This is a genomic window from Pseudomonas sp. DCB_BI, from assembly GCF_026240995.1.
In the GTDB taxonomy this organism is placed as follows: Bacteria; Pseudomonadota; Gammaproteobacteria; order Pseudomonadales; family Pseudomonadaceae; genus Aquipseudomonas.
In genome coordinates, this window is the sequence record NZ_JAPFCG010000027.1 from 37,050 (window position 1) to 60,077 (window position 23,028).

At 62.6% G+C, this 23,028-nt stretch carries 16 protein-coding genes and 1 tRNA gene; 8 read left to right on the forward strand and 9 right to left on the reverse strand.

The features are described from left to right. Positions 1-107: 107 nt before the first annotated feature. The 4 genes from OO258_RS24315 to OO258_RS24330 form a co-directional block, all read right to left on the reverse strand. Positions 108-1,838: a dipeptidase gene (locus tag OO258_RS24315; RefSeq protein ID WP_266033598.1), complete on the reverse strand. Its 1,731-nt coding sequence runs from the start codon at positions 1,836-1,838 to the stop codon at positions 108-110. A gap of 161 nt (positions 1,839-1,999) precedes the next feature. Further along, positions 2,000-2,076 (reverse strand) — tRNA-Arg (locus tag OO258_RS24320). A 100-nt stretch (positions 2,077-2,176) separates the two neighbouring features. After that, the gene (locus OO258_RS24325; RefSeq protein ID WP_110744849.1) at positions 2,177-3,040 is read right to left on the reverse strand and encodes an ABC transporter ATP-binding protein; all 864 of its coding nucleotides are present in this window, start codon (positions 3,038-3,040) and stop codon (positions 2,177-2,179) included. Then, a complete protein-coding gene (locus tag OO258_RS24330) occupies positions 3,037-4,650 on the reverse strand; it encodes an ABC transporter permease (RefSeq protein ID WP_266033603.1) in 1,614 nt (537 codons plus the stop codon). Before OO258_RS24330 ends, OO258_RS24325 begins: the two co-directional genes overlap by 4 nt. 297 nt (positions 4,651-4,947) lie before the next feature. Here OO258_RS24330 and OO258_RS24335 point away from each other — a divergent pair, with 297 nt between their 5' ends. Both OO258_RS24335 and OO258_RS24340 read left to right on the forward strand, forming a co-directional pair. After that, complete coding sequence (locus OO258_RS24335; protein WP_266033605.1) at positions 4,948-5,985, forward strand: ABC transporter substrate-binding protein; 1,038 nt, start codon at positions 4,948-4,950, stop codon at positions 5,983-5,985. Positions 5,986-6,025: 40 nt separating this feature from the next. Continuing rightward, on the forward strand, positions 6,026-6,931 hold the full coding sequence (locus tag OO258_RS24340) for a TauD/TfdA dioxygenase family protein (protein ID WP_266033637.1): 906 nt from the start codon (positions 6,026-6,028) through the stop codon (positions 6,929-6,931). A 105-nt stretch (positions 6,932-7,036) separates the two neighbouring features. Here OO258_RS24340 and OO258_RS24345 read toward each other — a convergent pair whose 3' ends face one another. Continuing rightward, positions 7,037-7,951: a LysR family transcriptional regulator gene (locus OO258_RS24345; protein WP_266033639.1), complete on the reverse strand. Its 915-nt coding sequence runs from the start codon at positions 7,949-7,951 to the stop codon at positions 7,037-7,039. 193 nt (positions 7,952-8,144) lie between these two features. Between OO258_RS24345 and OO258_RS24350 the strand changes: the two genes are divergently transcribed. The 5 genes from OO258_RS24350 to OO258_RS24370 all read left to right on the forward strand — a co-directional run bounded on the left by OO258_RS24350 (position 8,145) and on the right by OO258_RS24370 (position 16,754). Next, complete coding sequence (locus OO258_RS24350) at positions 8,145-10,484, forward strand: TonB-dependent receptor (RefSeq protein ID WP_266033641.1); 2,340 nt, start codon at positions 8,145-8,147, stop codon at positions 10,482-10,484. Between the two features lie 17 nt (positions 10,485-10,501). Continuing rightward, positions 10,502-12,178, forward strand: a complete 1,677-nt coding sequence (locus tag OO258_RS24355; protein ID WP_266033643.1) for an aryl-sulfate sulfotransferase — start codon at positions 10,502-10,504, stop codon at positions 12,176-12,178. Positions 12,179-12,454: 276 nt separating this feature from the next. Then, positions 12,455-13,897 (forward strand): NADP-dependent succinate-semialdehyde dehydrogenase, encoded by a 1,443-nt coding sequence (gene gabD, locus OO258_RS24360; protein ID WP_266033645.1) that lies wholly within the window; start codon positions 12,455-12,457, stop codon positions 13,895-13,897. A gap of 183 nt (positions 13,898-14,080) precedes the next feature. Next, complete coding sequence (gabT, locus tag OO258_RS24365) at positions 14,081-15,358, forward strand: 4-aminobutyrate--2-oxoglutarate transaminase (RefSeq protein WP_110744842.1); 1,278 nt, start codon at positions 14,081-14,083, stop codon at positions 15,356-15,358. A gap of 136 nt (positions 15,359-15,494) precedes the next feature. Next, positions 15,495-16,754, forward strand: coding sequence for a response regulator (locus tag OO258_RS24370; RefSeq protein WP_266033648.1), 1,260 nt, complete (start codon positions 15,495-15,497; stop codon positions 16,752-16,754). Positions 16,755-16,838: 84 nt separating this feature from the next. Here the strand turns inward: OO258_RS24370 and OO258_RS24375 are convergent, their stop codons facing one another. Both OO258_RS24375 and desA read right to left on the reverse strand, forming a co-directional pair. Then, complete coding sequence (locus tag OO258_RS24375) at positions 16,839-17,867, reverse strand: GGDEF domain-containing protein (RefSeq protein WP_266033652.1); 1,029 nt, start codon at positions 17,865-17,867, stop codon at positions 16,839-16,841. A gap of 99 nt (positions 17,868-17,966) precedes the next feature. Next, positions 17,967-19,151: a delta-9 fatty acid desaturase DesA gene (desA, locus tag OO258_RS24380; protein WP_266033655.1), complete on the reverse strand. Its 1,185-nt coding sequence runs from the start codon at positions 19,149-19,151 to the stop codon at positions 17,967-17,969. 146 nt (positions 19,152-19,297) lie between these two features. Between desA and dibA the strand changes: the two genes are divergently transcribed. Further along, entirely contained in the window at positions 19,298-21,193 is a 1,896-nt protein-coding gene (gene dibA, locus OO258_RS24385) for a phosphodiesterase DibA (RefSeq protein WP_266033658.1), read from the forward strand. 90 nt (positions 21,194-21,283) lie between these two features. Here dibA and OO258_RS24390 read toward each other — a convergent pair whose 3' ends face one another. Then, a complete protein-coding gene (locus OO258_RS24390; RefSeq protein WP_266033662.1) occupies positions 21,284-21,928 on the reverse strand; it encodes a methionine ABC transporter permease in 645 nt (214 codons plus the stop codon). Continuing rightward, complete coding sequence (locus tag OO258_RS24395; RefSeq protein WP_266033664.1) at positions 21,918-23,027, reverse strand: methionine ABC transporter ATP-binding protein; 1,110 nt, start codon at positions 23,025-23,027, stop codon at positions 21,918-21,920. Before OO258_RS24395 ends, OO258_RS24390 begins: the two co-directional genes overlap by 11 nt. Between the last annotated feature and the right edge of the window lies 1 nt (position 23,028).

Sequence of the window (23,028 nt, forward strand, 5' to 3'; positions counted from 1 at the left end):
TGCACGGCAATGCAGGAAACGGCATGGAGTTGATTGAAAAACGTCATTGATCTGCGCTTGTAGCGCCCTCTCCGCGGCTTTAGCCGCGAGGGGGGCGCCACTGCCGATCAAAGCTTCGGCATCTGTCCGATCCGCGCCACCATTTCACTAACCACCTGCAAGTCCAGCATGAACTGCTCCACGGTCTTGAACTCGTTGTCGTTGTGCCCGGTGTATTTCACGTCTGGCATAGCCAGGCCGAACTGGACGCCGTTGGGCAGGTCGTGGACCGAGGTCGCACCAGCGGACGTGCCGAACGCGTGCTTCATGCCCAGGTTCTCGCTGGCCACCGCCAGCAGAGCCTTGACCCATTCGCCTTCGGGGTTGCGGTACATCGGCTCGTCCAGGCTGTAGTCGAAGGCTACGGAGATGTGGCTTTGCCGCGTCCATTGGCCCAGTTTGCCCGCCAGTTCATCCTTGATCGCGGCAATCGGCTTGCCTTTGGGAATACGCAGGTTCACCGCCAGCTTCAGGCCTTTGTCATCCACACCGACAAAGGTCGGCGAGGCGGTCAGCGGGCCCATGAACGGGTCCTTGAAGGCCACGCCAAGCTTGTTGCCCAGGTAGTCCAGGCCCCAGTTGTCGGCGGCGTAGCGAGCGGCGTCGGTGAAGTGGTTGTGCTTGAGCGGTACCTGGTTGCCCAGGCCGTTGATGAAGTCGAGCATGCGTGCCACCGGGTTGACTCCGGATTCCGGTTCCGAGGAGTGGGCGGAAACCCCGGTAACCGTGAGCAGCACATGCTTGCCGTCGGCCCTGGCATCGATGCTGAAATCACCGCCATGCTGTTTGACATATTTGCCGCCGGCTTGCTGCAAATGCTTGGCCAGCGCTGCCGGGTTGTCGGTGATGAGGGTAGCCACTGAAGTGGTCGGGATCTGGTTGGTGGCCAGGCCGCCGGTCAGGTTGATGATTTCAGCACCCTTGCCAGTGGCTGGCCGCTTGCTGAAGCTGGCCATGACCGTGCCGTAGCCTTTTTCAGCGATCACCACCGGGTAGCCACCATCCAGGGCCAGGTTGTAGTCGGGCGTGGGGTTGCGCTCGAAGTAGTAGGGAATGGCATCACCGCTGGTTTCTTCCGTGGTGTCGATCAGCAGCTTGAACTGCCGGGCCAGCGGCAGGTTTTCGTCCTTGGCCACTTTCAGTGCGTACATCGCTACGACAATGCCGTTCTTGTCGTCTTCGGTGCCGCGGCCGTACATGCGGTCGCCAACCAGGGTGACTTTGAACGGGTCCAGGCGCGTGCCGTCGGCCAGTTTCCAGTTGTCCGGGTTGACCGGCACCACGTCGGCGTGGGCATGGATGCCGATCACTTCCTTGCCGCTGCCCAGCGAAATCTCGTAAACCCGGTTGTCGATGTTGCGGAAGGCCAGGCCAAAGCTGTCGGCCAGTGCCTTGATCTTGTCGGCGACTTTGAGGAACTCAGGGTTTTCGTACTGGGGCGTGCCCTCGACATTGAAGGTGGGGATGGCCACCAGTTCCTTCAGGGTTTCAGTAGCAGCCTTGCCGTACTTGATTCGCGTGTACAGGCCGAGCAGGCGGTTGATCTCATCCTGTTGTTCGGCAGCCAGCTGTTTGCCGGCCAGGTAGGCGTCCAGGGTTGCTTCAATGTTGTTGGCCTTGGCCAGGTCACTGCCTTTGAGCTTGCCGAGGAACTGCTTGAAATCGCTTGGGTCGCTGCCGTCGAAGGCTTTGACGATGGCGGCGGATTGCTGCTGGGAGAGGTTGGCCTGGGCCGGCTGTGTGAACAGACCGATGCTGGCCAGCAGCAAAGTGGTGGCGGTAAGTTTTTTCAGGTGCATGGTTGCGCGCATTCCTTCGCCAATCATTGTTATGGGTGACCCGTTCGGAAAACGGGAAGACGCCCACGCTAACACCAATGACCAGTGGCACGGGAGTGCCAGAAATGCGACATGTCGCACAAACGAAAAAGCCCCGGGCGTAGGCCCAGGGCTTTTTGATATGGCGCACTCGGCGGGATTCGAACCCACGACCCCTGCCTTCGGAGGGCAGTACTCTATCCAGCTGAGCTACGAGTGCAACGCGCAGGCATCATACCCATCTGCGCCGTTGGAGTCCATCGCCTTGATCTGTAGCCTTTTTTACCCTTTTAGAGCAGATCCCCTGCGGGGGCTGCAAGTCAGAGTGCTATCAGCTCTGGCCGCAGCCCTTCTACCCGGCGAGCCGGCGCTGGCAGGTAGTCACCGTCGCCGGTGATCTGGTGTAGCACTTTTTCGCGCAGGCCGTGCAGGGCCACGCCGGTGCGCAAGCGCGGGTGCGGCAGGTCGATTTCCACCACCGACTTGATCCGCCCCGGACGCGGCTCCAGCACCACTACCCGGTCGGCCAGGTAAGTGGCTTCCTCCGCATCGTGGGTCACCAGCAGGATAGTGATGCCGGCCCGTTCGCGAATGGCCAGCAGCTCGTCCTGCAATTGTTGGCGGGTCAATGCATCCAGCGCGCCGAATGGCTCGTCGAGCAACAGGATACGCGGGCTGGCGACCAGGCCACGGGCGATCGCCACGCGCTGCGCCATGCCGCCGGACAACTGGTGCGGGTAGGCCGACTCAAAGCCGACCAGCCCCACCAGTTGTACGAATTCATGCACCCGCCGGGCGCGTTCGCCTTGGGTGAGCGGCTCGTTGACCAGGCCCAGGGCGATGTTCTGTTCCACGTTCAACCACGGAAACAGGCGGTGCTCCTGAAACACGATGCCGCGCTCGCCACCTATGCCGCCGACCGCATGGCCGTCGACCCGAATGCTGCCACTGTAGTCCGTATCCAGCCCCACCAGCAGGCGCAGCAGGGTGGACTTGCCACAGCCAGAGGCGCCCACGATGGCGATGAACTCGCCCTGATTGATCGACAGGTTGAAGTTGCGGATGGCCTCGAGCGGTTGGCCGTCGACGCAGAATACTTTGCCAACCTCCTCGAAACTTACCAAGGGTGGGGTGGCGTCGGGCTGGTTCGCCGCGTGCAGGTGCGAGGTGTTGAAGGCGTTCATGCGGTTCTCCAGCGCGTCGCGCGCGATTCAAGGCGTTGTCCAAGGGTGCCGAGCAGGGCGCCGACCAGGCCGATCAGCAGCATGGCGGCCATCACCTGGTCCATGCGGAACAGTTGCTGCGCGCCGATCATCAGGCTGGCGATCCCGCCGTCCGAGGGCATGAAGTATTCGGCGCCAATGGTGCCTAGCCAGGCGTAGATCAGCGATAGCCGCAGGCCGGCGAAGATCGCCGGTGCCGCGCCGGGCAGCACCAGCAGGCGCAAGCGCTGCCAAAGGTTCAGGCGCAGGGTGCGGGCCGCTTCGCCAAGTTGCGGCGAGAGGCTGGCAATGCCCCGTTGGGTGGCGATAAGCAGCGGGAAGAACGCCGCCATGCCGACAAACACCTGTTTGGCCCCTTCACCCAGCCCGAACCAGGCGGTGAGCAGCGGTACCCAGGCGAACAGGGCCACTTGGCGTACTGCTGTCAGGCTTGCGCCGAACAGGCGCTCGGCATGGCTGGACAACCCCAGCAGCAACCCGGCCAACAGGCCTGCACTGCCGCCCAGTAGCAGGCCGCTCAGGGTGCGCTGCAGGCTCAGCAGCAAGGCCTGCGGCAGTGATCCATCGGCCAGGCCGGTCAACAAGGTCCGCAGCACTTCAAGTGGCGAGGTCAGGATGTTGCTGTCGACCCAGCCAAAGCGGGTGCTGGCCTGCCACAATGCCAACAGCGCCAGCGGTAGCAGCAGGCTTTGCCAGCCGCTCGGTACGGGACCACGCTGCTGTTCCCCGGTGGCCGCTTGCGGCCAGTACAGCAGGCGCTTTTCCACTGCTGAAAAGCCATGCTCCAGCACCGCGCCGACCAGGCCGATCACCAGGATGCACAGCAGCACCAGGTCGAGCATGAACAGCTGCCGGCCCCACACCATCAGGTAACCGATACCTTCGCTGGAGGCCAGCAGCTCGACCGCCAGCAGCGAGGTCCAGCCGGTGGCCAAGGCCAGGCGTATGCCCGTAAGGAAGGCGGGCAGGGCGGCCGGCAGCAACAGGCGTAGAAAGAGCAGGTGACGCGGCAGGCGCAATGCTGCAGCAGCCTCACGCAGCTTGGGCTGGGCATCGCGCACCCCAACCAGCGTGTGCAAGGTGACGGGGACCACCACTGCTTTCACCAGTACCACCAGCTTGAGCAGCTCACCAATGCCGAAGAACAGCATGAACAACGGAATCCAGGCCAGCGTGGGAATCTGCGCCAGCGCCACGAAGGTCGGCAAAACCAAAGTCTGAGCCCGCCGCGAGCCTCCCAGCCACACCCCCAGCAGCAAACCGCTGCCGATGCCGACCGCCAGCCCCCAGAACAGTCGCTGTAGGCTTATCCACAGGTGCCCCCACAGCTCGCCGGAGCCGAACTCCAAAGCGCTCTGCCACACCAGCGCTGGCGCCGGCAGTATCTGCTCGCTCATCCAGTGCTGCCGACTGGCCAGCACCCAAAGCAGGGCAATGGCTACCGGCATCACCCAAGGCAACACCCACTGTGCAAAGGCTGCGCGGCCCCTGTGGGAGCGGCCTTGCGCCGCGAATGGGCCGCCCAGCGGCCCCCGAGGCCACCCCCGATCCCTATTAAGAACTCCATTCATCGGCCATTTCTCGCGACGTTTTTAGTTTATGCATTTAAGGAATTAAAAAATCTCAAAATAAACTTTCAAGAGATAAGATCATGCACTCACTGCATCCGGAAGCCCCTATCCATTGCGTTTTCCTCATATTTTCCATGCGTTTTCCGCAACCCTGGCTCGGGGCCGCATAGCACGTGATTTATGTCTTTCAGTTACTTAAAAATGAAGTTTTGATCTTTGTAGGTTCTAACCAGACCTGCCTAGCTTCTGGCCAAAGCGCCGGCCATCGCCGGTGGCAGCCTGCCAAGGAGCCTTGCCATGAACACCCCGTTGCGTCACTTGATAACCGCCCTTGGGCTGGCCTTCAGCCTCAGCGGCCATGCCGCTGAACCCGCCAAGCCGCAAAGTATCCGCATCGCCGTGCCCGACCTTAGCGCTGGCAGCAAGCCCAGCGCCGGTGGCGTGGTCGATGTGTTGCGTGACCAGCAACTGCTGGAGAAGGAATTCGCCAAGGATGGCATCCGCATCGACTGGCATTTCTTCAAGGGCGCCGGGCCTGTGGTGAACGAAGCGTTGGCCAATGGCCAGGCGGACTTCGCCTACCTGGGCGACCTGGCAGCGATCGTCGGCAAGGCCAACGGCCTCGACACCCGTGTGCTGTCTGCTGGCGTGCGCGGGGTAAAAAGCTACCTGGGTGTGGTGCCCGGCTCTGGCATCAATACCTTGCACGACCTCAAGGGCAAGCGCGTTGCGGTATTCCGCGGTACTGCCAACCAGCTGTCGTTCGCCAGCGCCCTTGCCAGCCAGGGCCTGAGCGAGCGCGAGCTGAAAGTGATCAACCTCGATTTCAATGCCGCCAACGCTGCGCTGGCGGCAAAGCAGGTCGACGCCACCTGGGGGCTGTCCAACCTGCTGTCGCTGCGAGAGCGTGGACTGGTCGAGTTGCCCGTCAATTCGCGTGACCTGCAGGGTGCCGGCAGTACCCAGGCAGTGCTGCTGGGCACTGGCGATTTCATACGTAAATACCCCGAGCTGGTGCAGCGCCTGGTCAATGCCCAAGAGCAGGCAAGCGCCTGGCTACGCGACGAGCACAACCGCGAGGCCTACATCGACCTGGTGGCCAGCAACGCCAATTGGCCGCGCAGCATCCTCAGCGATGACCTGGCCAAAGAAGACCTTGCCCACTACTTCGACCCGCGGCTGGACGCCGACTTTGTCAGCCAGTTGCAGCAGGGCGTCGACCTGGCAGCCAAGGAGCGCCTGATCCGCCGTGGCTTCCAGGTGGCCGACTGGATCGAACCGCGTTTCCTCGATACCGCGCTGAAACAGGAACAGGCCGTACAGGCCACCCGCTGAACCCGCAAGCAACCCGACCATCACCGCAAGGACCACAACCATGAGCAATGCCGCCCTGGCCACCGCGCCACAACCCCTCGAACTCGATATTCACCCGGTTGCCGGGCGTATCGGCGCCGAAATTCGCGGGGTACAGCTGTCCGCCGACCTCGACGCCGCCACCCTCGATGCCATCCAGGCTGCCCTGGTGAAACACAAGGTCATCTTCTTCCGTGGCCAGACGCACCTCGATGACCACAGCCAGGAAGCCTTCGCCAAGCTGCTCGGCGAGCCCGTGGCCCACCCCACCGTGCCGGTGGTGGACGGCACCAGCTACCTGTTGCAGCTCGACGGCGCCGAGGGCCAGCGGGCCAACTCCTGGCACACTGACGTGACGTTCGTCGACGCCTACCCCAAGGCCTCGATCCTGCGCAGCGTGGTGGCGCCTGCCTCCGGTGGCGACACCGTGTGGGCCAACACGGCTGCGGCTTATCAAGAGCTGCCTGAACCGCTGCGCGAGCTGGCCGATAAACTGTGGGCGGTGCACAGCAACGAGTACGACTACGCCAGCATCAAGCCTGACGTGGACCCCTCCAAGCTGGAGCGTTATCGCAAGGTGTTCACCTCCACGGTGTACGAGACCGAGCACCCGGTGGTGCGAGTGCACCCGATCAGTGGCGAGCGGGTACTGCAACTGGGGCACTTCGTTAAGCGCATCAAGGGTTATTCGTTGGCGGATTCGCAGCACCTGTTCGCGGTGTTGCAAGGGCATGTGACGCGCCTTGAGAACACCGTGCGCTGGCGCTGGCAGGCGGGGGACGTAGCGATCTGGGATAACCGGGCAACGCAGCATTATGCGGTGGATGATTATGGGACTCAGCCGCGCGTGGTGCGGCGGGTGACCTTGGCCGGGGAGGTGCCGGTGGGTGTGGATGGCCAGTTGAGCCGGACAACTCGCAAGGGCTGAGAGGTTCAGATGACCCTGTGGGAGCGGGTTCACCCGCGAATACGATGGTGAATTCACCGACGCATTCGCCGGTGAACCCGATCTCACAGGCGGGGTACCCGCCTGTTACATCTCGGTATCACAGGCAATCAACTGCCTGACCAGCGCCTGCGCCAACGGCGACAAGCCATACCCCACCCGGCTTACCACGCCATAGCGGGTATGGCACGCCTCTTCCTGCTCTGGCGTCAGGTCCGCCAGCTTCAACTGCACCAGCCCGCCCTCGCGTTGATACGGCTGCAAATTGGCATTGCAGGCAATGCCGATGGTGTCCGAATGCAGTACCACATTCAGCAACGCGTACCCGTGCTCGCACTCCACTGCAGGCAAGAAGTCCTGCCGCCCGCTGAGGTCGCTGAGGATCTTGCGGATGTTCGGCGGGCGGAAGGTGGTGGCCATCGGGTAATCGAACAGGTCGCGCGCCTGCACGGTCTCCTGCTGGGTCAGAGGGTGCCCGGCGCGGCAGCAGAAATGCCAGCGCTGTGGCGTCAGCTTGTGCACTTGGTAATCCGGGTCGGATTCGAACTGGCGTGTGTCGGCGACGAAGAACTCGATCTCCTCGGCCACCAGCTTACGGTTCAATGCTTGCCAGTTGTCCACCTGGAAGCAGGTTCGCGCCGCTGGGTACTCGGCAACGAAGCGCGCTACCGCCCGCGGCACCAGACCACCGGCCGGCGCTGGGCCAGAACCGAAGCGCACCACGCCGGTGGTGGCACCGTTGAACTGGTGAATTTCGTTTACCAGCTTGTGTGCCCCATGCACTAGCCGCCGCGAGTGCTCCAGCACCAGAAGACCCTGGCGGGTGGGTGCCAGCTCCTTGCTGGCGCGGTCGACCAGGCGGCAGCCGACGTTGTGTTCCAGGGTCTGAATGCTACGGCTGAAGGCCGATTGCGACAGATTCACCGCCGCCGCTGCCGCGACGAAGCTGCGGTGTTCGACAAGGGCGATGTAGTGGCGCAGCTGACGCAGATCGATATGCATTTTCTACATTGAAACCTTCGGTGAAATGCAATTGCTGACAAGGGTGAGTCCCCTTATAAAGGGACTTACTTATTCCACAAAATATGAAATACAAATATTTATATCTCTTAAAAGAATATAAGCCCGACTGACCGCGATTCGGTTCCGCCAACGGAAATGCTCGCCCAGGGCCCATGCCTCAAGGAGCATTTGCATGTCCGGACTTTCCCGTTGGCCTGCGCGCGCGTCGCGTTTCACCCTGCAACCCTTGGCCGCTGGCGTACTGCTGGCGGCATCCTCTGGCAGCTTCGCTGAAGACGCGGTCATTGCCGCCAGCCCGACGGTGGAGCAGGAAGCCAAGCTAGGCACCGTCACGGTCAACGCCCGCCGCCGCGAAGAAACCGCGCAGAGCGTGCCCACGCCGATCAGCGTGCTCGACAGCGAAACCCTGGAAACCCAGCACATCTACCGCGTGCAGGATTTGCAACAGCTGGTGCCCAGCACCAACGTCGCCTACGTGCATGCCCGCCAGTCGAGCATCTCGATTCGTGGCCTGGGTAACAACCCGGCCAGCGATGGCTTGGAGGGCAGCGTTGGCATCTATCTCGACAACGTCTACCTCGGTCGCCCCGGCATGGCGGTATTCGACCTGCTGGATGTGGAGCAGCTGGAAGTACTGCGCGGCCCGCAGGGCACGCTGTTCGGCAAGAACACGACTGCCGGCGTGCTCAACATCACCACGCGCAAGCCGACTTTCCACCGCGAAGGCAGCATTCAGCAGTCGATCGGGGAGGACGGCTATCTGCAAACCCAGGGCAGTTTCTCGGGGCCGATCAGCGATACCCTGGCCGGGCGCATCAGTGCCTACCGCACCGAAGACGATGGCTACGTCAAGAACATCCACAACGGTGACGATCTCAACGGCGGCAAGCGCCAAGGCTTTCGCACCCAGCTGCTGTTCAAACCCAGCGAAACCTTCAACCTGCGCTGGATAGGCGAATACAACGAAGAAGACTCCAACAACGGCATCCTCAGCCTGTACAGCACCGGCCCCACCATCAATGGCGTGAACCGCTACGAAAGCCTGGCTGCCCAGGCGGGCGCAACGCTGGTGTCGGGCAAGGACCGGAAGGTCAATTTCGACGCTGACCAGCAGGTGACGGTTTTCCAGGGCGGCACTTCGGTGGAGGCCAACTGGACCCTGCCCAACGACTTCACCCTGACGTCGATCACTGCCTACCGCTGGTGGGACTTCACCCCGCGCAACGACGATGGTCTGAACGTGCCAGTGTTCTATAGCGCCGGGGTTTCGGTACGTGACAAGCAGTACTCGCAAGAAATCCGCCTGGCTTCACCTACGGGTGGCGCCTTCGACTACGTGCTGGGTGCCTATTACTTCAAGCAGGATCTGGACAATAAATCCTTTACTTACTATGGGCCGCAGGCGGATGTCTGGAACCTCACACCAGCCGGGGCACTGAACAACGTCAACACCATTGGCGATGGGCACATCGATACCGACAGTTATGCGCTGTTCGCCCAAGGCACCTGGCATGTCACCGACCGCCTGGATTTTACCGCCGGCATCCGGGGCACCTATGAAGAAAAGAGCGCCTGGGTGACCCGCGATGCACCGGAGGGCGGCGCCGCTGTCACCGGGGCTGCTGCCACCGCGCGCCAGGCTCGCATAGGGGCCTACGATTCGGGCGACCTCAACCAGTACAGCTTCAGCCCCTCCGGCCTGTTGGGCCTGAGCTACCGCTTCAACGAACAGCTGCTGGGCTACGCCACCCTGACCCATGGTGAGAAGTCTGGTGGCATCAACCTCACGGTTGGCGCTGCGCCCCGGCTGGGCACCGATTCGCTGCTGGTCGGCACCGAGCGGGTCAACAATGCCGAGCTGGGTCTGAAAAGCACCCTGTTCGACGGCCGCCTGCAGCTCAACAGCAACCTGTTCTGGGCCGAAGTGCACGGCTACCAGGCCAACGTTTATGACCAGATCAACCGCGTGCAGTACCTGGCCAACGCCGGCCGCGTGCGCTCGCGTGGCCTGGAGTTCGAGGCCACGGCGCTGCCGGTCCGCGGCCTCACGGTCAACTTCAACGGCTCGTGGAACGACGTGCGCTACACCGAATACAAGGACGCACCATGCCCGCCCGAAGTGAGCCTGGCCAACGCCACCGCCACCTGCGACCTGTCCGGGCACCAGGTGGTTGGCGCCTCCAAGTACATCGCCAACCTGAACACGCAGTACAAGTGGCAGGCCAGCGAGCATGTCGAGCCCTACGTCACCGCCAGCTACGCCTTCCGTTCAAAGGCAGTGGGCACCATCGACGATTCCGATTTCGGCCAGATCCCCAGCTACGCGCTGGTCAACCTTTCCGCTGGTGTGCGCCTGGACCAGGGCGACGGCGTGGTCGACCTGTCGCTGTGGGTGAAAAACGCCGGCGATAAGACCTACTTCACCAGCCTGTGGAACTCCGCCAACGGTGGCTATGCCGGCGTGCTAGGCACGCCGCGTACGTTCGGTGCCACTGCCCGTTACGACTTCTGAGCACAAGGAGCTTTGCCATGAATGCCAAGACTGAAACCCCTGTACTGCCTGAAGGCGCGTGCCTGACCGCCAAGGTCCCCGAGCGTGGCGAGGCGCTGCTCGGTGATGTGGTGGTCAACCCGTATCGCCTGGCGCCGCTGACCGCGATCATTCGCGACGGAGGGCGTAGCCTGAGTAACGCGCACGTGCGCGTGCTGGGCCGCGGCGAACGCGGTGTAGACATTGCCTACGAAGTCTCCGACCGTTCGCTGTGGACCTACGGCGGTATCCCTGTATTCGGCCTGTACCCGGACCACGTGAACCAGGTGGAGGTGACCTACAAGCTGGACGGCGAGCGTGTTCGCGAGCAGTACCAGATCTACGCTCCGGCCGTCCGCCTGCCGGTGGTGGCCAGGCAGACTGCCGCGCTACCGGAGGTCGAGCCGATCAAGGTCGCGGCAGGGTTCGAAAAACGCCTGTACCTGTTCAACCACTTGCAAGGTGACATTCCTGGTGGCCGCGCCTTTAAATGGAACGCATTGGGCGGCGCAGCAGAATGGGACCAGGTGGGCAACAACTGGATTGCCGACAGCAATGGCGATGTGCGCTGGTACCTGGATATTGAACAGATCCACGACTCTAACCGCCGTGACAGTTTGGGCGGCACCATGGGCTTCCAGCAGACCCGCGATGGCAAGCTGATCTGGGGGCAGGGCCAGACCTACTCCAAGTACGATCTGCTGGGCCGACGCATCTGGCAGCGCAGCCTGCCTGACAAATTTGCCGATTTCTCCCACGAAATCCGCGAGACCACCAATGGCACTTACCTGTTACGGGTTGGCACCAGCGACTACCGCCGTCCCGATGGCAAACGCGTGCGTTCGATCCGTGACCACATCATCGAGGTCAACGAGGCCGGGGATGTGCTGGACTTCTGGGACCTGAACCAGATTCTCGACCCGTACCGCGGCGACCTGCTGGAGACCCTGGGCAAGGCGGCCATCCAGTTGCCGCCGGGTGTGCAGAAGCAGGACGAGCGGCTGGCCAACGAGCTGGCCGAGGGTGACTTGCCCTTTGGCGATACCCCGGGTGTGGGTACCGGGCGCAACTGGGCCCACGTCAATGCCATCGATTACGATGCCGATGACGACAGCATCATCGTTTCAGCACGGCATCAGGGCGTGGTGAAGATAGGGCGTGACAAGCAGGTGAAATGGATTCTTGCCTCGCCTCAAGGCTGGCCTGAGCGCTTGCGCGACAAGGTGCTGACGCCGGTCGCGAGCGAAAACTTCGATTGGTCGTGGACCCAGCACACTGCTTGGCTCACCGGCAAAGGCACGCTGACTGTGTTCGATAACGGCTGGGGGCGCGACTTTGCGCCAACCAAGCTTGCCGGCAACTATAGCCGGGCGGTGGAGTACCGCATCGACGAGGGCAAGGGTACGGTCGAGCAGGTGTGGGAGTACGGCAAGGAGCGTGGCGACGAGTGGTACAGCCCGGTGACCTCGGTGGTGGCCTACCGGCCAGAGACCGACACCCAGTTCATCTACTCGGCTTCGGTGAACTTCCTCACCCCTGAGAAACTGACCACCACCGTGCTCAACGAGGTGCGGCGCGGAACGCAGGAGGTGCTGGTGGAGCTGAAGGTGCATAGCCGGCAGCCTGGCAGTGTTGGCTACCGGGCTCTGGTGATCGACCTGGCCAAGGCATTCTGATCCACCCCCTTCGGGAGGGCCGTCGGTCCTCCCTTCACATTTCTTTCTGTTCATTCGTCTAACCTGTAACGGCCCTTTCGCGGGCATGCCCGCGAAGAGGCCGTTTGCCACTACCGAAATGATGAAATTTCCGCCCGGCTGTTCAACCATTCGTTCTTTTTTTCGAACAGCCTATTGTCCAACACCCCAGCAGCCGCTTAGCATTCGTTTGAGATTTCAAACGCTCGATGCCCTGCCTTGGGCGCTTTTCAACAATCAACAATTCGGGAAGCCGACATGCAGCTCAAAGACGCTCAGTTGTTCCGCCAGCAAGCCTATATCAATGGTGAGTGGCTGGATGCGGACAATGGCCAGACCATCAAGGTGACCAACCCGGCCACCGGTGAAGTCATCGGTACCGTGCCGAAGATGGGCACCGCGGAAACCCGCCGCGCCATCGAAGCTGCCGACAAGGCCCTGCCGGCCTGGCGTGCCCTGACCGCCAAAGAGCGTTCGACCAAGCTGCGTCGCTGGTTCGAACTGATGATCGAGAACCAGGACGACCTGGCTCGCCTGATGACCACCGAACAAGGTAAGCCACTGGCCGAAGCCAAGGGCGAAATCGCCTACGCCGCCTCGTTCATCGAGTGGTTCGCCGAAGAAGCCAAGCGCGTCTACGGTGACACCATTCCTGGCCACCAGCCAGACAAGCGCCTGATCGTCATCAAGCAGCCAATCGGCGTTACCGCGGCCATCACCCCGTGGAACTTCCCAGCCGCCATGATCACCCGTAAAGCTGGCCCGGCCCTGGCCGCTGGCTGCACCATGGTGCTCAAGCCTGCTTCGCAGACCCCGTACTCCGCCCTGGCCCTGGTCGAGCTGGCCCACCGCGCCGGTATCCCGGCTGGCGTGCTGAGCGTGGTCACCGGCAGCGCTGGCGAAGTTGGCGGCGAACTGACCGGTAACTCCCTGGTACGCAAGCTGTCCTTCACCGGTTCGACCGAAATCGGTCGCCAGCTGATGGAAGAATGCGCCAAGGACATCAAGAAGGTTTCCCTGGAGCTGGGTGGCAACGCCCCGTTCATCGTGTTCGACGACGCCGACCTGGACAAGGCGGTCGAGGGCGCGATCATCTCCAAGTACCGCAACAACGGCCAGACCTGCGTCTGCGCCAACCGTATCTACGTGCAGGACGGCGTCTACGATGCGTTCGCCCAGAAGCTGGCCGCTGCGGTTGCCAAGCTGAAGATCGGTAACGGTCTGGAAGACGGCACCACTACTGGCCCGCTGATCGATGGCAAGGCTGTCGCCAAGGTCCAGGAGCACATTGAAGACGCCGTTTCCAAAGGCGCCAAAGTGCTGTCCGGTGGCAAGCTCATCGAAGGCAACTTCTTCGAACCGACCATCCTGGTCGACGTACCGAAGACTGCTGCCGTCGCCAAGGAAGAGACCTTCGGCCCACTGGCGCCGCTGTTCCGCTTCAAGGACGAAGCCGAAGTCATCGCCATGTCCAACGACACCGAGTTCGGCCTGGCTTCGTACTTCTACGCCCGCGACATGAGCCGTGTGTTCCGTGTTGCCGAAGCCCTGGAATACGGCATGGTGGGTATCAACACCGGCCTGATCTCCAACGAAGTGGCGCCGTTCGGTGGCATCAAGGCTTCGGGCCTGGGCCGCGAAGGTTCCAAGTACGGTATCGAGGACTACCTCGAAATCAAATACCTGTGCATCAGCGTCTGATAGCTGGGTAAAGGTTTTACCTCTGCCAGCGGGGCGCGAGAGCGACGCCTCGCTGGCCTTTTTTACATCGCAGTACCTGGTGGCCAGGGCGTTCACGGCAGTCGATCAACGAATACTGTTCGCGAGCACTCCCAGCCACCCCCGAATAAAAGCGCCATATTCAACCGGCGCAATGAGGGCATTATGAGCAAGACCAACGAATCCTTGATGCAACGTCGTGTAGCTGCCGTCCCACGTGGCGTCGGCCAGATCCACCCGATCTTCGTCGACACCGCGAAGAACTCGACCGTGATCGACGTTGAAGGCCGCGAACTGATCGACTTCGCCGGCGGCATCGCAGTACTGAACACCGGCCACCTGCACCCGAAAGTGGTTGCAGCGGTGCAAGAGCAGCTGACCAAGGTCAGCCACACCTGCTTCCAGGTGCTGGCCTACGAACCCTACGTAGAGCTGTGCGAAAAGATCAACAAGCTGGTACCAGGCGACTTCGACAAGAAGACCCTGCTGGTCACCACCGGCTCCGAAGCCGTTGAGAACGCCGTCAAGATCGCCCGTGCCGCCACTGGCCGCGCCGGCGTCATCGCCTTCACCGGCGGCTACCACGGCCGTACCATGATGACCCTGGGCCTGACCGGCAAGGTCGTGCCGTACTCCGCTGGCATGGGCCTGATGCCAGGCGGCATTTTCCGCGCCCTGTTCCCGAGCGAACTGCACGGTATCAGCGTTGACGACGCCATTGCCTCGGTCGAGCGTATCTTCAAGAACGACGCCGAGCCGCGTGACATCGCCGCGATCATCCTCGAGCCTGTACAAGGCGAAGGCGGCTTCCTGCCAGCGCCAAAAGAGCTGATGAAGCGCCTGCGCGCCCTGTGCGACCAGCACGGCATCCTGCTGATCGCCGACGAAGTACAGACTGGCGCTGGCCGTACTGGCACTTTCTTCGCCATGGAACAGATGGGCGTTGCGCCTGACCTGACCACCTTCGCCAAATCCATCGCTGGCGGCTTCCCGCTGGCGGGTGTGTGCGGCAAGGCCGAGTACATGGACGCCATCGCTCCAGGCGGCCTGGGTGGTACCTACGCCGGCTCGCCGATCGCTTGCGCCGCGGCCCTGGCCGTGATCGAAGTGTTCGAAGAAGAAAAACTGCTGGACCGCAGCAAGGCTGTGGGTGAGCGCCTGACCGCCGGCCTGCGTGAAATCCAGAAGAAGCACCCGATCATCGGCGACGTCCGTGGTCTGGGCTCGATGATTGCCGTCGAAGTGTTCGAGAAGGGCACTCACACCCCTAACGCTGCTGCTGTTGGCCAGGTTGTGGCCAAGGCACGTGAGAAGGGTCTGATCCTGCTGTCTTGCGGCACCTACGGCAACGTCCTGCGAATCCTGGTTCCGCTGACCGCCGAAGACGCGCTGCTGGACAAAGGCCTGGCTATCATCGAAGAGTGCTTCGCTGAAATCGCTTGATGTGACACGCTTCAGAAAAAACCCGCTTCGGCGGGTTTTTTTTGTGCCATGAAAAGCCATGTGGCGCTATGGTTGTGGAAGGACTTGCTCAGGAAGCTGCGAAGGACTGCGTGTCAGGGATTTTCAGGAGTTGGCGATGAACGCTGCAGACCCCACCCCACCAAGCGTATTGATTGTCGAAGGCGACCCTTGGGTACGTGACATGCTCAGCGAAATGCTGCTCAGCGTGCGCTGTGACGCCCGCTTGCAGGTGTGTGCAGACGGCTCGCAGGCGCTCAGCGCGCTGGCTGGCAAACCCGACCTGATCATCGCCGCGCGTGAGCTGGCCGGTGTCGACGGCCTCGACCTGTTGCGCAAGGTGCGCGCCAAGGGGCTGGCGCTGCCGTTCATCCTCATGAGCAACCGCAGCGACAGCGCCAGCGTGCGCGAAGCGTTGCCGCTGCACCCCACGGCTTACCTGAGCAAGCCGCTGAATCTGGATACCCTGCGCAAGCGCCTGGAAGAGCTGCTGGTGGCCGTTGGCGAAGAAATCGCCTGCCCGGTGCCGGCCTTGCAGGCGGGTGCCAACCTGCCCACCTATCTGGAACAGCGGCGGGCGAATGCCGATGGCGGGCCGCTGCTGGCTGATGTGCAATTGGCGATCAAGCGCGCGCTCAATCCCCAGGGCCTGAACCTCAAGGTGCTGGAAGAGGAGGTGCGTAACGACCCGCAGGTTACCGCCGTGTTGATCGCGGCCGCCAACAGTGCCGCGCTGCACCGTGAAGCGCCAGTGCAAACGTTGCTGCAGGCCTTGAACAAGCTTGGCAGTACCCAGAGCATGAACCTGATTCTGGGCATGACCCTCAAGCGCAGCGCGCGGCTCAGCGACCCGTTGCTGGCGCAGCACGCCGCCCGGTACTGGGACCTTTCACTGCATACCGCCGAATATGGTCGGACCTTGGCGCGCATGCTCGAGCTGGACGAAGGCCGCTGCTATTGCGCGGGGTTGCTGCATTGCCTGGGCGACCTGGCGGTGCTGCGCTGCCTGCAAGAGTGGCGGTTGGCCGGGGGCGAGCTGGACGAACGCAACGTGCAGCAATCGCTGGATGAGTTCGGGGCGGCGTTCGGCTCGGCGCTACGTACACGTTGGCGTCTGCCGCTGGCCTTGCGCGAATTGATCGCGGCGATCTACCAGTTGGGTGGCGGCGTGTATTCGAGGGAGATTCTGGCCATGAACCTGGCGGGGCAGTTATCGCGACTGCCGGCCGAGCAGGGGCTGGAGAAAGTGGCCAGTGGCAAGACCGCGCGCTTGCTGAAGCTGGGCCTGCCGGAGCTGAAACGGCTGCGCAAGGTGGATAACCCTGAGGTGAAGCCCCAGGAAGAGCCGCCTGTGGCGGAGGCTGAAGCGCCCAGCTGAGATTTTGGGGCCGCTCTGCGGCCCTTCGCGGGCTTGCCCGCTCCCACAGGGGGCAGCGTATTCTTGCCGAACCTGGGGGATGGGTCAGCTGCGGACGATCTGGTTCTTGCCTTGCCGCTTGGCCTGGTACATCGCGGCATCGGCCCGGGCGTACAGGCTGTCCAGGGTCACATCTTCCTCGGTCAGCCCGGTCAGCCCTTGGCTCACCGTCACGCCGTAAGTCTGTTCGCCATGGCTGAAGCTCAAACGCTGGATCTGCCGCTGCAGGCGCTCGGCAATTTGCTCTGCTACCTGCGCATCGCAACCCGGGAATACCGCCGCAAACTCCTCGCCCCCAATGCGCCCGAACAGGTCGCCACGGCGTAGCACAGCCTTGCCGCTGTCGGCGATGTGCTGCAGCACCTGGTCGCCTTCCTGGTGGCCGTAGCTGTCGTTGATGCACTTGAAGTCGTCAATGTCCAGCAACAGGAAGGCCAGTGGCGTACCGTCTTCGCGGGCGCTGTCGAACGCTTGCTGGGCACATTCGAAGAAGTGCCTGCGGTTGCTGCTCTGGGTCAGCACATCGGTGGTGGCCAGGCGTTGCAGTTCGCCTTCCAGCTGCTTCTTCTCGGTGATGTCCTCGGCGATGCCGACAATGATCACCCGGTCGCCGTCGCGCTGTTGGTTGATGTAGCACTTGTCGCTCAACCAGCGCAGCTGCCCGTCGGCATTGATGATGCGGTACTCGCGGTCTTCCACCGCGCCTTTGAGCAGCACCTGGGCCAGGCTGCGTTCGGCGAACTCCAGGTCGTCGGGGTAAATACTGTCGCGCCACTCGTTGTAGTCGGCCAGCACCAGGCTGGCAGGGCGGCCGAAGATGCGCTCGTAGGCAGGGCTGACGTACAGCACCTGGCGGGTTTCCCAATCGAAGGCCCAAAGCACTGCGTTGACGCTGTCGAGCAACGAGCTGAACAGCTGTTCACGCTCGCTCAGGCGGGCAACTTCGCCTTGGGCATGCAGTAACGCCAGTAAAGTCTGGGCAGCCTCGGGTGGTGGAATGCCGGGCAGTGTGGTTGGAATGTTCTTGGCCATGAGCACGAAGCGGGTCTCAACGTGAAAGCGTGCGGCCAGCATCCGGCCCGCCACGCGGGCGATGTGCCAAGTTTGAGTGAGCGGGAGGGGGGGAAGTTCCAAGCGGTACGCCCCGCTCTGGGGCGTACCGATCAACGGCGGTCAGGCGCCAGTCGGACGCAGGGAGTAGGTCTTGAGTTGTGCTGCGAAGTCACGCAAGGCATGGATACCGCTGGTTTCGGCCTCATGTACCCATTCCTTCATGGCGGCCAGCATGTCGTGACCATTGGCGCTGGTACGCGCCCAGATCTGCTGCAGCGCCAGGCGCTTCTCATAGATGGTCTTCAGCGCCTGGCTGTGCGCCAGCATCGACTCGATGCGCACATGATGGCGGTCTTCGAGCAGGCTGGTTTCACGCGAGAGCAGGCGTTTGGCGCGGCGGAAGTGATGGCTAACCGAGGCATCGACGCGAGCCAGTTCCTGCTTTACCAGGGGGCCAATCACCAGCTTGCGGTATTGGGCCATGATCTGGAAGCGGTTGTTGAGGATGGCCATGGCGGTGTCCATGTCCAGGCTGCCTTTGCCTGCGACCCGGTGGGCAATCGGCGCCACGCGCTGCACCTTGGCCAGGCGCAGCAGGCAGAACAGGCGGATCCACGCCCAGCCCATGTCGAATTCCCAACGCTTGACCGACAGCTTGGCCGAGTTGGGGTAGGTGTGGTGGTTGTTGTGCAGTTCTTCGCCACCGATGACGATGCCCCACGGCACCAGGTTGGTGGCGGCGTCACGGCATTCGAAATTGCGATAGCCGAGCGCGTGGCCCAGGCCGTTGACCACACCGGCGGCCCAGAACGGGATCCACATCATCTGCACCGCCCAGATGGTGATGCCGATGGTGCCGAACAACAGCAGGTCGATCACCGCCATCAACGCAATGCCGCCCAGCTTGTAGCGTGAGTAGAGGTTGCGCTCGATCCAGTCTTCAGGGCAGTTCTTGCCATAGATGCGCAGGGTTTCGGGGTTGCGTGCCTCTTCGCGGTACAGCTCGGCCCCTTTGCGCAACACCGTACCCAGGCCCTTGTGTACAGGGCTATGCGGGTCGTCGGGGGTTTCGCACTTGGCGTGGTGCTTGCGGTGGACCGCGGTCCACTCGCGGGTGTTCTGTGCCGTGGTAAGCCAAAGCCAGAAGCGGAAGAAATGCTTGAGCACACCGTTGAGCTCCAGCGCCCGGTGCGCGGAGTAGCGATGCAGGTAGACCGTGACGCTGACGATGGTCACGTGCGTCATCAGCAGGGTGATGCCGACCAGTTGCCAGGCCGACAAGTCGAGCAGGCCGTTGTACCACATAGGTGTAGAAACCCTCGTAATGCGGGGGAAAGGGGTGATTATCCCTTGGTAGGGAAATAAAACCAGTCAACTGTTCAGATAGGAGGTCACGGCATGTTTCAGCCTTTATAATGCCCCCTCCTTCTTGATGGGCTATCGCACCCGACATGTCTGTTTCTGTTCGCGACGCCTTGCGCATGGCTGCGCTGTATGTGGTGCTCTCGATCCTCTGGCTGGCGCTGGCCGAGGTGGTGCTGCACAGCATGACTGATGATCCCCTGGCACTGACCGTGGGGCGGCAGATCAACGTGGTGGTCTGGGTACTGCTCAGCGCCGTGCTGATCTATGTATCGCGGGTACGCCTGCTCAATTTCATTGGCCAAGGTGCCCGCCTTCGTTGTGAAGACCGCGAGCGCCTGCGCATGGCCGCCGCGGTATTCGACAGCACCCTGGAAGGTGTGCTGGTGACCGACCGCCAGGGCCTGATCGTGCACGTCAACCGCGCCTTCATGCGCATCACCGGTTACCAGCAGGACGAGGTCGTTGGCCAGCGCCCGAACAAGTTCAAATCGGGCCGCCATGGCTTGGCCTTCTACCAGCAGATCTTCGCCACACTGGCCGAGAAGGGCGAGTGGAGCGGCGAAATCTGGAACCGGCGTAAAAGCGGCGAAATCTACCCGCAATGGCAGACCATTTGCGCCATCCGCGATGATGAGGGTGAGCTGAGCCATTATGTGGCGGTGTTCAGTGATATCAGCGCGATCAAGCATTCGGAACAGGAACTGGCCTATCTGGCCCACCACGATCCGCTGACCGGCCTGCCCAATCGCCTGCTTTTCACCGACCGCGTCGAGCAGGCGGTGGCCGCCGCTCAGGCCAACAAGCGCGGGTGTGCCCTGCTGTTGCTGGACCTGGACCATTTCCAGAGCATCAACGACGGCCTGGGCCACACCATCGGTGACCAGCTGCTGAAACTGGTGGGCGAACGTCTGGGTGACGTGCTGGGTGCTGGCGTGACGTTGGCGCGCCTGGGCGGCGACGAGTTTGGCGTATTGGCCGAAAACTGCCAGCAGGTCGGCCAGGCTGGCAAGCTGGCGCAAAGCGTTATCGAGCGCATGCGCGAGCCGTTCCTGTTCGATGACCATCGCCTGTTCATCAGTGTCAGCGCCGGTATCAGCCTGTTCCCCAGCGATGCTTTGAGTGCCGAGCAATTGCTGCGCAATGCCGATTCGGCCTTGTACAAGGCCAAGAGCAATGGCCGCGCGTGTTATGCGTTGTACACCGAAGAGCTGACCGCCCACGCCCAGCACCGGGTGGAGACGGCCGGCGAGCTGCGCCGGGCGCTTGAGCACGATGAACTGCGGGTGTTCTACCAGCCAGTGCACGACCTGGCGACCGGCAGCAAGGTCGGCGTCGAGGCGCTGGTGCGTTGGCAGCACCCGCAGCGTGGACTGGTGCCGCCGGGCGGGTTCATTCCGATTGCCGAGCGCACCGGGCTGATTGCCGAGATCGACGCCTGGGTGCTGCGCCAGGCATGCCGGCAAATGGTGCAATGGCAAGCGGAAGGCCGTCAGCTGGCCTTTGTGGCGGTGAACATTTCCAGCCGCCTGTTTGGCCAGCACGAGCTGTACCGCCAAGTGGCCGATGTGCTGCACGAAACCGGCCTGGACCCGGCCCTGCTGGAGCTGGAAGTCACCGAAAGCGCGGTGATGGAAGACCCGGAGGTGGCGCTGGAGCAACTGCACCGTTTGCGAGAACTGGGTGTGACCCTGGCCATTGATGACTTTGGCACCGGCTATTCATCGCTGCTGCGGCTCAAGCGTTTGCCGGTACAAAAGCTGAAGATCGACCAGGGGTTCGTTGCCGGCTTGCCGCTGGATGAAGATGACATTGCGATCGTACGGGTGATCATCGCCCTGGCACGCAGCATGGGCATGCAGGTGCATGCCGAGGGCATCGAGCAGGCGGAGCAAGCCAGCTTCCTGCTACAAGAGCAGTGCCAGCTGGGGCAGGGGTACTGGTTCGGGCGACCGGTGCCGGCTGGGGATTTGCGCTGGGATTGAGGGTATGGCGCAAGTTGGGCAGCGCCTGTGAGTCCGAGCGCCGCCCGCGCGGCGCTCGACTTACGCCCCACTAAATTCCCCAGGTCATGCTCAACGTTTGTTCAAGCCCTTCGCCAGGCGGTCGCCGCCCAGCTGGATCAGCGCCACCAGCGCCACCAGCATGGCAATCACGGTCAGCATGATCTGGCTGTCGAAACGCTGGTACCCATACCGATAGGCAATGTCGCCCAAGCCCCCGGCACCGATCGCCCCAGCCATGGCCGAGGAGTTGATCAAGGTCACCAGGGTAATGGTGAAGCCCCCGACGATGCCCGGCAGTGCCTCCGGCAACAGCACATGCCAGACGATGTGCCAGCGCCTGCAACCCATGGCCTGCGCGGCCTCCACCAGGCCATGGTCGACTTCACGCAGGCTGACCTCGGCTATCCGTGCAAAGAACGGCGTGGCGGCAATCGTCAGCGGCACCACCGCCGCCCACACGCCATAGGTAGTACCCACCAGCAGGCGGGTAAAGGGGATAAGTGCGACCATCAGGATCAGGAACGGGATCGAACGGAACAGATTGACGAAGGCGCCCAATACCCGGTTCAGCAGCGGCGCCGCGAAGATCCCGCCCTTGTCGCTGGTGACCAGCAGCACCGCCATCGGCACCCCCACCAGCAGGGCGATCAACGACGACACGCCAACCATCAGGAGGGTGTCGAGCAAACCTTGCAGCAGGCGGTCAAACCACATGGCCCAGTACCTCCACATCCTCGGCCCAGCGGCGGGCCCGTTCCAACAGCTGATGGGTATCGTACGGCGCATGCCGCACCGACAGGATCAACCGCCCCAAGGCATGCTCGCCGATGGTTTCCACGCCGCCCTGCAGCAAGCGCACACGGCCGCCCAAGTCATTGAACAGGGCGGATAGCTCTGGCTCGCCGAGCACGGTCAGCTTCAGTACCACGGCACTGTCGCGGCTCGCCGGGCTGGCCCGCAAGCTGGCTTGCAGCGAGGCAGGCAGGCTGGCCTGCAACGGCGCGAGCAAGGTGCGGGTGACGTCGTGGCGTGGGGAGCCAAACACTTGCCAGACCTCGCCCTGTTCGACCACAGCACCGCGCTCCAATACCACTACCCGGTGGCAGATATCGCGGATTACCGCCATTTCGTGGGTAATCAGCACGATGGTCAGGCCCAGGCGCTGGTTGATGTCGCGCAGCAGCTCAAGGATCGAGGCGGTGGTTTCCGGGTCCAGCGCCGATGTGGCCTCGTCGCACAGCAGGATCTCGGGGTCATGCACCAGCGCCCGGGCAATGCCCACACGCTGTTTCTGCCCGCCAGACAGCTGCGCCGGATATACCTGGTGCTTCTCCTGCAGGCCGACCAGCTCCAGTAGCTCGCGCACCTTGCGCTGGCGCTCGGCCTTGGCCACCCCTGCCACCTTCAAAGGCAGTTCGACGTTCTGCCACACGGTCTTGGCTGACATGAGGTTGAAGTGCTGGAAGATCATGCCGATGCGCCGACGCAGCGCCACCAGTTGGTCTTCGTCGAACGGCGCGATATCGACCTGGTCGATCAGCACCCGGCCTTGGCTGGGTTGCTCCAGGCGGTTGATGGTGCGCAGCAGCGACGACTTGCCGGCGCCGCTGCGGCCGATGATGCCGAAGATCTCGCCATGCCGAATGTTCAGGTCGATGCCTTGCAGAGCCGGCTGCGCCTGACCCGGGTAGGTCTTGCCAAGGCCGATGAAGCGCACATGGGCTTGATTGACCTCCGGCCGTAGGGCTTGCTCCCTGGCCGTCAGCGGTAGTGATGAGGTGACGGGCGCCCTGAGCGCGCTGGTCTGGCTCATG